Consider the following 9,525-nt stretch of genomic DNA (forward strand, 5'->3'; position numbering starts at 1 on the left):
GGCGGCCGGACGATGGCTTCCCGGGTCTTCCGTCCGTGTCGGACGCGGGCGTTCCCGCTGCCGCTGGGGCTTCTGCGGCTCCGGTGCGGAGGCGGGTGCGCCGCGCACGAGGGTGCCCACTCCGCGCACCGCCTCGACCAGGCCCTCCTGGCGCAGGGCGGCCAGCGCCTTGGTGGCGGTGGCCATGGCCACCCCCCACTCGCGCATGATCTCCCGCGTCGAGGGCACCCGTTCGCCCGGTCGCAGCTCACCGGAGCCGATGCGTGCGCGGATGTCGGTGACGACCCGCGCGTAGGGCGGCAGTTCCCTTTTTCCGGTCGTGGACACCACTGACCCCTTCCGCTCCTGTCGCGCTGCTCCGAGTGTACTAGTGCACGTCGGGGTTCGGGTTACCTCGTCGAAGGCGCTGGGGTGACCCGGGGGAGCCCTTTTCTGCCCCTGGTGCACTAGGCATGTGCACTAGTGCTGTTGGTCTTGAAGTCGCACTTTGAAGGGTTTGCGACAGGGGGTGTGCTGTGTATACGTTGTACGCGCAGTGCGTCGCTCCGACGTGCGCCCCGGTGCGCGCCTCGGCGCGTACGCCGTCCATCGGAGCCCACGGCCCTTTCGGAGGCCACCATGTCCCACACGTCCACCCCGGAGCCCCGCACGGCTCCGGCCCCCGACCACCCGCTCCCGCTCGACCGCCGCTCCCTGGCCCCGGACCTGGCCCGCGGCGTCATGCTGCTGTTCATCGCGCTCGCCCACACGCACCTGTTCACCGTGTTCATCGGCGGCCCGCAGGGCGCTCCCAACCCCGCCGACCAGCTCACCACCGCGGCCACGGTCATGTTCGTCGACCTGCGCAGCTACCCCATGTTCGCGGCCCTGTTCGGGTACGGCCTGGCCCGGATCCATCGCCGCCGCGGCCAACAGGGGCAGGACTGGCCCCGGACCCGCGGCCTGCTGCGCCGACGCGGCCTGTGGATGGTCGCCTTCGGTCTGGCGCACACGGTGCTGCTCTTCCCCGCGGACATCCTGGCCGTCTACGGCCTGGTGACGCTGGCCCTGGTGGGCGTTCTGCGGTTGCGCGACCGGACCCTGGTGATCCTGGCGGCGGCCTGGCTGCCCGTGGCCGCGGCCGTGCACGCCCTGATCGCCGCCGAGGACACCGTGACGGGACAGGGCATGCCGCTGATGCCCGACGGGTTCGCGGACGAACTCCTCTTCCGGGTGACCCTGTTCTCGGTCCTGGCCGTGGTGATGTTCGCCAGCACGCTCGTCCCGTTCCTGATCGGTGTCCTGGCGGCCCGGCACCGGATCCTGGAGCGGCCCCACGAGCACCTGCGACTGCTGCGCGCCACCGCGTTCGCGGGCATCCCCCTGGCGGCGCTGGGCGGCCTCCCCCTGGCCCTGGACAAGGCGGAGGTGTGGATCGGCGCCACGACCGGGGACCTCGTCGCCGCCACGGCACTGCACCAGGTGAGCGGCTACGCGGGCGCGCTGGGCTACGCCGCGCTCATCGCCCTGGTCGCGGTCCGCCTCACGGGCCGACAGGGGCCGGTGACCGACGCCCTGGCCGCGCTCGGACAGCGCTCCATGACCTTCTACCTGGCCCAGTCCGTGGCCTGGGCCGTGCTGTTCTCCTCCTACACGCTCGACCTGCACATGACGTCGCCCGCCGTCGGCGCGGGCGTCGCGGTGGCCGTGTGGCTGGCCACGGTGCTGCTCGCCGACCTCATGCGCCGCCGGGGCGTGCGCGGACCCGCCGAGGTGGCGCTGCGCCGCCTCACCTACGGGTCGTCGCGCTGAACCGTCCGGCCCTCCCGGGCGGGGCCGGTCGGCGGATTCCTCCTCCGACCGGCCCCCCAGCGGTGCTGACGGCTCCGTAGGCGGCCGTCGTGTCAGGCCGACTTCCCGGTGACGCGGTGCAGGCGGATCGCGGAGATCAGGAAGAAGATCCCGCCCAGGGTGGCGTAACCGGCGAGGCCCGTCAGTGGGGCGTCCGGGGTGCCGCTCTGCATGAGGAACCCCGCACCGGCGAACGTGGAGATGCCGCCGCTGAGGATCATCGCCCACTGGCCGCCGAGCCCGTAGCGGATGAGGGCGACGGTGAGCTGCACGGCCCCGGCGGTGATCGCCCACACGCCCCACACGGCCAGCACGGCCGAGGAACCCGAGGTGACGGCGAGGCCCAGGCCGACGGCGGTGAGCAGGCTCAGCGCCATGTTGGCGTACAGCCCCGCGGTCGGCCGCGCCGCCGCGGACCCGCGGAAGTCGACCACGGCGGCGGCGAGGTCGAACAGCGGGTAGAGCACCAGCAGGGCGATGCTGACGGGCGTGAGCGAGGAGGCGGTCAGGGCGAGCAGGGCCGCCCAGACGACGGCGAATCCGAAGCGGACGTAGTACAGGTTCCGCAGTCCGCGGGCGATGCCGATCCTGTCGGTGCTGTCGGTGTTGGCGCTGGTCGCGGTGGTCATGGGGTGCTCTTTCGCTGAGTGGCCCCGGTGGTCCGGGGTCGGTGTCCGGTCCGGGTGCGTCGCTCGTGTCCCCACCGTGCGCCGTCGCGGAGTCCGGCCATGGAGTGGCTGGTCTCGGGCGAGGCAGGCGGTCGGATACGGGAACGGCTCCCTAGGTAGAATGACTAGTAACTCTACTTGGTGGCGAGTGTAGGCCGAGAGGTGCCGGTCCACAAGCCCATGGAGGAGCTCATATGATTCCGCCCATGGCCAACCCGATGCGTGAACGCCTGTTGGAGGCGGCGACCGAGCTGTTCTACGCGCACGGCCTGCGTGCGGTGAGCGTCGACAAGGTCATCGAGGGCGCCGCCACGACGAAGGTGACGTTCTACCGCCACTTCAAGAGCAAGGACGACCTCATCGTCGCCTACCTCGAACGCCGCGCCGCGCTCGAACGCGAGGGGATCGACGCGGCCATCGCACGCGGCGAAGGCGACGTGGACGCGACGTTGGGGCTCATCGCGGAACAGGTCGGGATCATGGCCTGCGCGCCCGGGTTCCGCGGCTGCCCGTTCATCAACGCCGCCGCCGAGTACCCCGACCCGGACAGCCCCGTGCGGCGGACGGTCGACGCGCACCGCCGCTGGTGCAGGGGGGCCTTCGAACGGCTCGCCGCGCCGCTGGGCCACAGGGAGGCGGGCGACGTCGCCGACGACCTGATGCTGCTCCGCGACGGCGCGATGGTCGCCGGATACCTCGGTGAACCGGCGGCCGTGGCCGACTCCTTCCTGCGCAGCGGCCGTGCGGTCACCGGTGTCGCCGCATCCGGCGGCGCGTCCGACGGCAGGTCCGGTTCCGCGGGGCCGGTCAGTTAAGCCGCGGTTCGCGGTCGGGCCGTGACGTCGAACGGCCGCGGGCGGAGCCGTCGAGCGTGCGGGCGACCGCCCGCCCCGCCGAGGAGCCGCCCGCTCCGGTCGCTCAGACTCCGGACGGCGCGGTGCGTTCGGGGGCCGCACCGTCCCGGGCGGCCCGCCGGACAAAGGCCACCGGCACAACTCCCGTGAGCGCGCGTTCGACGGTGCGGACCTCAGGCGGAACGCCCGGAACCGACCCGCTCCTCCTGCCCGACCTCGTTCACCGCCGAGCTGGGAACGCCGAAGATCCTGTCGAACGCCCAGTTGTAGGCGAAGGTGTAGAACGGGATGTAGACGATGAACACCAGGTCCAGCACGAACGCCCGCAACAGCGTGATCTCCAGCCACCACGCGATGAGCGGGATCAGGAAGCACACCAGGGTCAGCTGGAAGCCCACCGCGTGCAGGACGCGCCGGCGCACGGTGCGCGTGCGGTCGCGCTGGCGCCGCTCCCACGCCTCGAACAGGTAGTTGAAGACCAGGTTCCACACCGTCGCCACGCAGGTGATCATGAGCGCCAGGGGTCCGGTGGTGGCCGGTGACTCGCCCGTCAGCAGGGACATCACCGCGGTGCCCACCGCGAGCCCCAGGATCTCGTATCCGCTCACGTAGACCAGCTTGCGCTTCACACCTTGCACAGCACACACACTCCCGTTCCGTCGGTCAACGGGGGAAGACGTTATATTCAGGACTACTGAACATAAAAGTCAGGTCCCTTCAGAAAAGCTGACAGTTGTATGGCTCTCTCCAGCGACGGCATCGAGCTGTTCCTGGCCGTGGTCGACCACGGCTCCTTCTCCGGCGCGGCCCGCGCGCTGCGCCGGGTGCCCTCCGCAGTGAGCATGGGCATCGCCAACATCGAGGCCGAACTCGGCTACCCCCTGTTCGACCGGTCGCGCCGCGAGGCGGTGCCCACCCCGCGGGCCCTGGCCCTGGTGCCCCACGCACGGTCCGTCGCCAGCAGGCTGCGGCTGTTGCAGGTCCACGCCGTGGAGCTGTCGCGGGACCTGGAGAGCACGCTCACCGTCGCCGTGGCCGCTGGTGTTCCGGACCGGGACCTGCTGGACGCCCTGGCCCGGGTCGGCGGCCGCTACCCCCTGCTGCGCGTGAACCTGCTCCGGGCGCCCCAGGACGGGGTCCGGGAGATGCTGCACCGGGAGTGGGCCGACCTGGCGCTGCTGGCCGCGGCCCCGGACGTGGACCGGGAGGAGGTCTTCACCAACGTGACCGACGAGGTCTTCGTGGCGGTGGTCTCGGCCACCGCGGACACCCCCGGCCTGCCCGCCGACCTGCGGCGCCTGGAGGACCTCGGCGCCAGCCGCCAGATCGTGGTCGCCGGTCCCGACGACGCGGTCGCCGATCGTCGGCTCCTGGTCTCCGACGCCCGGTGGCACGTGGACTCGGTGGAGGCCGCGCTGGGGCTCGTGGAACGCGGCGCGGGATGGGCCAACCTGCCCCTGGGGGAGGTGCGGGAGGCGGTCGCGGCCGGGAGGGTGAGGGTGCTGGAGTTCGTCAACCTCAAGAACGGGTTGGCGATGCCGGTGCACCTGGTGTGGCTGCGCAGGAGGCCGCTGCGCCGGGCCGCGGGGGAGGTCGTCGCGCTGATGAGCCGCGACCACCGCTGACCGGCCGGAAGCGGGGTCCGGCACGGGGAACGGGAACCGCCTCCAGCGCGTGGTCGGGGAGCGCTTCGCCGAGCCCTCGGGCGGGGCGGGCGGGTTCGATGCCAGCGGGCCGTGACCGCGACGGGCCGGGCTTCCCCGCTGATCCCCACCGAGCTTCCGGCGTCCGCGGGCGGGAAGTTCAGTCAGCGGCGGCCGGTGAGGGAACCCTCCTCGGTCTCGTCGCCCTCGGCGGAGGCGATGACGTCGTCGAGCAGCTCCCGGGAACGCCGCAGGTCCGCGATCATCCGGTCGATGCGCTCGCGCTCGGTCCTCAGCTCGCGGACCAGGTGGGCGTCGGCCGTGGCCGCTGGCCCGCCGTCGGCGTCGCGCATGCACGGCAGCAGCGTCACGATCTTGGCGCTGCACAGCCCCGCCGCGTACAGCTCCTGGATGCGTACCACCCGGTCCACCGCGGCCTCGGCGTACTCGCGGTGCCCGCCCGGGGTGCGCTCGGAGGCCAGCAGGCCCTGCTGCTCGTAGTAGCGCAGCGAACGCGGGCTCACCCCGCTGCGCCGGGCCAGCTCACCGATGCGCATGACGCACCTCACGTTCCTCGCGCTTGAATCTGACATTGGTGTCAACTCCTACGGTATCCGCATGAACGCCAAGGAGACAGAGTCCCCGCTTCTCAGCCCCGCGCGCCTCGCCGACACCGACCTGCCCAACCGGCTCGTGATCGCCCCCATGACCCGCAACCGCGCCGAGCCCTCGGGTACTCCGAGCGAGCTCATGGCCGAGTACTACGCCCAGCGGGCCTCGGCCGGTCTGATCATCGCCGAGGCCTCCACCCCCAGCAGGGTCGGGCGCACCTACCCCGACATCGCCGCCCTGTACCGCCCCGAGCACACCGAGGGCTGGCGGCGGGTCAACCGACGCGTGGCCGAGGCGGGCGGGCGCATGTTCGCCCAGATCCAGCACGGCGGCCGCGTCGGCCACCCCGACACCAGCGGCCTGACCCCGCTGGCGCCCTCACCGATCGCCCTGCCCGGGACCATCCACACCCCCGGCGGACGCCAGCCCGCGGTGACGCCCCGGCAGATGGGCCGGGACGACATCGCCACCACCGTCGCCGACTTCGCCTCCGCCGCCCGCCGGGCCGTGGAGGCCGGGTTCCTGGGCGTGGAGGTGCACGCCGCCAACGGCTACCTCCTCCACCAGTTCCTGACCCCGGGCACCAACCGGCGCCGGGACGCCTACGGCGGCGCTCCCGAGAACCGGATGCGCTTCGTCCTGGAGGTGGTCCAAGCCGTCGTCGCGGAGGTCGGTCCCGACCGCGTCGGCGTGCGCGTCTCCCCGGGCAACACCGCCAACGGCATCGCGGAGACCGACGAGGACATCGCCGCCCTCTACCCGGAACTGACCACCCGCCTGGACGCGTTGGGGCCCGTGTACCTGCACGTGGCCTTCGCCGACCCCGACAGTTCCGTGTGGAAGCGGATCCGCTCACGCTGGTCGCGCACCCTGATCGGCAACCCGGTGCTGCCCGGCGGGGAGATTCCCGCGGACGGCGGTCGGGACGCCGCCGAGCGCATGCTCCGGGCCGGGGCCGACCTGGTCGCCCTGGGCCGGCCCTTCCTGGCCAACCCCGACCTGGTCGAGCGCATCCGCACCGGGGCGCCGGTCAACCCGGTGCGCGACAGGTACCTGATGTACGTGGGCGGGGCCACCGGCTACACGGACTACCCGGCACTGGGCGGCTGATCCTGTCCCCGGCCGTCCCCGTGTCCGGCTGTCCCGCGCCCGACTGGCCCGGTGCCCAGTCGCCCGACCGCCCGGCTCCGCGACGGTGACGGACCTTGGCGGGGCGGCCGTCGGGCCTGTGCGCCCGTCACCGGTCGCCTGGTCGGGTCACGGACTCCGTCGGCGCATGACATCCGTCATGCCCGTCCCGTGCGGAGTGCGCGGAAAACCCGTGACCGGTGACACTCAGTGACAGAACTGCTCCGGCCTAGGTTCGGGAGCATGAACCCCAACGACGACCGTCACCACGCCTGGTCGGCCCCTCCGCCGACCGACGCCTTCCTTCGCGCTCCGGACGCGGACCCGTCAGCCGGTCCGTCCGGGCACCGTTCGCGCCGCCGGGGCCCGCGTCCCGTCCCGCCGGGGGTGGAGTACCACCGCATGCTCGCCGGGGACAAGCGCCGCGTCCTGCGCGGCGTCCTCGCGATCGTGCTCCTGCTCGTGGGGCTGTTCGCCATCAGCTACGCCTTCGCCGAGGCCTCCGCGTTCGTGGACGGGCAGATGGGCAGGACCAACCCGGCGGCGGGCGGCACCGACTACACGCCGGTCTACCACGCCTCGGGCATGCTCGGACTCGCCATGCTCATCCCGTTGAGCATGCTCATCCAGCGGCTGCTCTACGGAGTCAGGGGGGCCTCCCAGCACTCGGTGCTCTCGCGCTTCCGATTCGGAGTGCTCGGCCGGGCGCTGCTGTTCATCGGCCCCTTCTGGCTGATCGCCGTCACCGTCATGAACGTCTGGACACCCCCCGTTCAGAAGGACTGGCCCCTCGCCGATCTGGTCGCCATGTTCGTCCTCACCCTGCTGCTGGTCCCCCTCCAGGCGGCCGGTGAGGAGTACGGCCTGCGCGGGCTGGCCTTCCAGGTCGCCGGGAGCTGGAGCCGCGGGCCGCGGGTGGGACTGGTCCTCGCCGTCGTCGTCTCCAGCCTGCTGTTCACGACCATCCACGGCGCGGGTGACCCGTGGATCAACATCTGGTACTTCCTGCTCTCCCTCAGCCTGGCCGTCATCACCTGGCGCACCGGCGGGATCGAGATCCCGATCGTCATCCACGGGCTGCTCAACACGCTCACCTTCCTCATCTGCATCGTCCTGCAGATCGACCTCGGCGCCTCCGTCATGGACCGGTCGGCGGGCACCGGGTCGCCCATCATGCTCGTGCCCGCCGTCACCGCCGTCGTGATCGCGCTCGTGGTGTTCCTGCGTACGCGCCGGACGGGACCGGCCCTGACCCCCGGGCCCTTGCGAACCCAGCCGGACACGCGGTCCGCCCGGGTCCAGCCGGACGCGCGGCCCGGGTGGGTCCCAACCGTGAGGTGAGGAGTGGCCGGTCAGTCCCCGAGGAGGCGTTCGACGAGGAACCTCCAGCCGTCGATCAGGGGGTTGGGGGCGTCCGGCTCCGGAGGAGGGGCGGCGACCTCGTCCGTCGACATGTACAGCACGAGAGGACCCTCCAACGCGGCGGTCAGCTGCACGGAGAGGCCGTACAACCGGTCCGCGGGCAGACCGGCCAGGCCCAGGAGCATGCGGATGTGGGGCTGGGTCATACCGACAGCGCCCGCCGGTACCGGCAGGGAGCGGTCCACGGCGGCCCGGGCGATCGCGTGGTGCTCCAGCAGGAAGGGGATGCGGGCGCACCCGTAGGCGACCAGGCGCTCGGCGGGGTCGGCGCCCGGTCCCAGCGGCGGCGGTCCGGACAGCACCTGTTCCTGGAAGCGGTGCTCGGCGTCTTCGAGCAGGGCCACGAAGATGCCCGCGCGACTGCCGAAGCGGCGGAAGACGGTGCCCTTGCCCAGCCCCGCGCGTTCGGCGAGGCCGTCCATGGTCACCTGCCGTGTTCCGTGTTCGGCGATCATCGCGCGGGCTGTCTCCAGCAGGCGTTCGCGGTTGCGCGCGGCGTCCGCGCGTTCGCCGCGCTCCTTCCCGAAGGGCACCAGGGGCGAAGTCACACGGACAATCTACCCCGGGAACACTAAGCGGGGTAAAGTCCGTTTATAGTGGTGCGAGGGTCACCCGGACAGCTGGACCGTCCGGCCGTGTGGCCGTGCTCCGCATACCGCGAACCCGAACACCCTTGGGGGAAGAGCCCGATGAACCTGTTCCGTCTGGACGCCAGCATCCTGCCGACCGTCTCCTGCAGCGCCGAGATCGCCGACCGGGTCGAGGCCGAATGGGCCGCCGCCCACCCGCAGGGCGCCGTCAACCGCCGCCACCTGGGCACCGACCCGCTGCCCGCCGACGCCTGGGCCCTGGCCACCATCGGCGCCGGAACGGACAAGGCCGACCGCACGCCCGAACAGGTCCGGGCTCTGGCCCTGGCGGCCGAACTGGCCGCCGAACTCCAGGAGGCCGACGCGGTGGTCCTGGCCGTGCCGCTGTACAACTTCGGCGTCTCCCAGCACTTCAAGGCCTGGGCCGACCTGGTCATCGCGGGCGCGGGCGCCACCACCCCGCTGCTGAAGGACACCCCCACCGTGCTGGCCACCACCCTGGGCGGCGGCTACGGCCCCGGCACCCCCCGCGAGGGCTGGGACCACTCCACCCCCTACCTGGAGCGCGTCGTCGGCGACATCTGGCAGGCCGACCTGACCCTCATCAAGCGCGAACTCACCCTGGCCGCGACCACGCCGGGCATGGAGTCCCTCAAGGACCTCGCCCAGCAGGAGCACGACCGGGCCCTGGCCAGCGCCAGCGAGGCCGGCCGGGTGCTCGCCGCGCGCTGAGGGCCCCGGTCGCCACCGACCGCCCCGACACCGAGCCCGCCCCGGG

At 72.4% G+C, this 9,525-nt stretch carries 11 protein-coding genes; 6 read left to right on the top strand and 5 right to left on the bottom strand.

The genetic code is table 11. From position 1 onward, the window contains the following. On the bottom strand, positions 1 to 330 hold a 330-nt coding region (locus DQW06_RS16355; RefSeq protein ID WP_117198854.1), incomplete at its 3' end, for a GntR family transcriptional regulator. A gap of 288 nt (positions 331 to 618) precedes the next feature. On the opposite strand from DQW06_RS16355, the gene DQW06_RS16360 reads away from it, so the two are divergent. Then, on the top strand, positions 619 to 1,791 hold the full coding sequence (locus DQW06_RS16360; protein WP_117198847.1) for a DUF418 domain-containing protein: 1,173 nt from the start codon (positions 619 to 621) through the stop codon (positions 1,789 to 1,791). 92 nt (positions 1,792 to 1,883) lie between these two features. Here the strand turns inward: DQW06_RS16360 and DQW06_RS16365 are convergent, their stop codons facing one another. Continuing rightward, complete coding sequence (locus tag DQW06_RS16365; protein ID WP_117198848.1) at positions 1,884 to 2,459, bottom strand: hypothetical protein; 576 nt, start codon at positions 2,457 to 2,459, stop codon at positions 1,884 to 1,886. A gap of 245 nt (positions 2,460 to 2,704) precedes the next feature. Between DQW06_RS16365 and DQW06_RS16370 the strand changes: the two genes are divergently transcribed. Further along, the gene (locus tag DQW06_RS16370) at positions 2,705 to 3,313 is read left to right on the top strand and encodes a TetR/AcrR family transcriptional regulator (protein WP_232833048.1); all 609 of its coding nucleotides are present in this window, start codon (positions 2,705 to 2,707) and stop codon (positions 3,311 to 3,313) included. A 212-nt stretch (positions 3,314 to 3,525) separates the two neighbouring features. On the opposite strand, the gene DQW06_RS16375 is transcribed toward DQW06_RS16370, so the two are convergent. Then, entirely contained in the window at positions 3,526 to 3,981 is a 456-nt protein-coding gene (locus tag DQW06_RS16375; RefSeq protein ID WP_232833049.1) for a PACE efflux transporter, read from the bottom strand. A 108-nt stretch (positions 3,982 to 4,089) separates the two neighbouring features. Between DQW06_RS16375 and DQW06_RS16380 the strand changes: the two genes are divergently transcribed. Beyond that, complete coding sequence (locus DQW06_RS16380) at positions 4,090 to 4,977, top strand: LysR family transcriptional regulator (protein ID WP_117198851.1); 888 nt, start codon at positions 4,090 to 4,092, stop codon at positions 4,975 to 4,977. A gap of 182 nt (positions 4,978 to 5,159) precedes the next feature. Here the strand turns inward: DQW06_RS16380 and DQW06_RS16385 are convergent, their stop codons facing one another. After that, a complete protein-coding gene (locus DQW06_RS16385) occupies positions 5,160 to 5,552 on the bottom strand; it encodes a MerR family transcriptional regulator (protein WP_071622857.1) in 393 nt (130 codons plus the stop codon). A 61-nt stretch (positions 5,553 to 5,613) separates the two neighbouring features. Here DQW06_RS16385 and DQW06_RS16390 point away from each other — a divergent pair, with 61 nt between their 5' ends. Both DQW06_RS16390 and DQW06_RS16395 read left to right on the top strand, forming a co-directional pair. Then, positions 5,614 to 6,717 carry an alkene reductase gene (locus DQW06_RS16390; protein WP_013155285.1) on the top strand — a complete coding sequence of 368 codons (1,104 nt, stop codon included), beginning with the start codon at positions 5,614 to 5,616 and terminating at the stop codon, positions 6,715 to 6,717. A 261-nt stretch (positions 6,718 to 6,978) separates the two neighbouring features. Then, entirely contained in the window at positions 6,979 to 8,076 is a 1,098-nt protein-coding gene (locus DQW06_RS16395; RefSeq protein WP_071622855.1) for a CPBP family intramembrane glutamic endopeptidase, read from the top strand. Between the two features lie 11 nt (positions 8,077 to 8,087). On the opposite strand, the gene DQW06_RS16400 is transcribed toward DQW06_RS16395, so the two are convergent. Continuing rightward, complete coding sequence (locus tag DQW06_RS16400; RefSeq protein ID WP_117198852.1) at positions 8,088 to 8,705, bottom strand: TetR/AcrR family transcriptional regulator; 618 nt, start codon at positions 8,703 to 8,705, stop codon at positions 8,088 to 8,090. Positions 8,706 to 8,846: 141 nt separating this feature from the next. Between DQW06_RS16400 and DQW06_RS16405 the strand changes: the two genes are divergently transcribed. After that, positions 8,847 to 9,479 (top strand): FMN-dependent NADH-azoreductase, encoded by a 633-nt coding sequence (locus DQW06_RS16405; RefSeq protein WP_117198853.1) that lies wholly within the window; start codon positions 8,847 to 8,849, stop codon positions 9,477 to 9,479. Positions 9,480 to 9,525 lie beyond the last annotated feature (46 nt).

The sequence above is a fragment of the Nocardiopsis sp. TNDT3 genome, assembly GCF_003427465.1.
Classification (GTDB): Bacteria; Actinomycetota; Actinomycetes; order Streptosporangiales; family Streptosporangiaceae; genus Nocardiopsis; species Nocardiopsis dassonvillei.

What these genes read in the sequence shown, in the direction of transcription:
- DQW06_RS16405 (WP_117198853.1), top strand. Translation starts at nt 8,847, where the DNA reads ATGAACCTGTTCCGTCTGGACGCCAGCATCCTGCCGACCGTCTCCTGC.
- DQW06_RS16365 (WP_117198848.1), bottom strand. Translation starts at nt 2,459, where the DNA reads ATGACCACCGCGACCAGCGCCAACACCGACAGCACCGACAGGATCGGC.
- DQW06_RS16380 (WP_117198851.1), top strand. Translation starts at nt 4,090, where the DNA reads ATGGCTCTCTCCAGCGACGGCATCGAGCTGTTCCTGGCCGTGGTCGAC.
- DQW06_RS16385 (WP_071622857.1), bottom strand. Translation starts at nt 5,552, where the DNA reads ATGCGCATCGGTGAGCTGGCCCGGCGCAGCGGGGTGAGCCCGCGTTCG.
- DQW06_RS16370 (WP_232833048.1), top strand. Translation starts at nt 2,705, where the DNA reads ATGGCCAACCCGATGCGTGAACGCCTGTTGGAGGCGGCGACCGAGCTG.
- DQW06_RS16360 (WP_117198847.1), top strand. Translation starts at nt 619, where the DNA reads ATGTCCCACACGTCCACCCCGGAGCCCCGCACGGCTCCGGCCCCCGAC.
- DQW06_RS16390 (WP_013155285.1), top strand. Translation starts at nt 5,614, where the DNA reads ATGAACGCCAAGGAGACAGAGTCCCCGCTTCTCAGCCCCGCGCGCCTC.
- DQW06_RS16395 (WP_071622855.1), top strand. Translation starts at nt 6,979, where the DNA reads ATGAACCCCAACGACGACCGTCACCACGCCTGGTCGGCCCCTCCGCCG.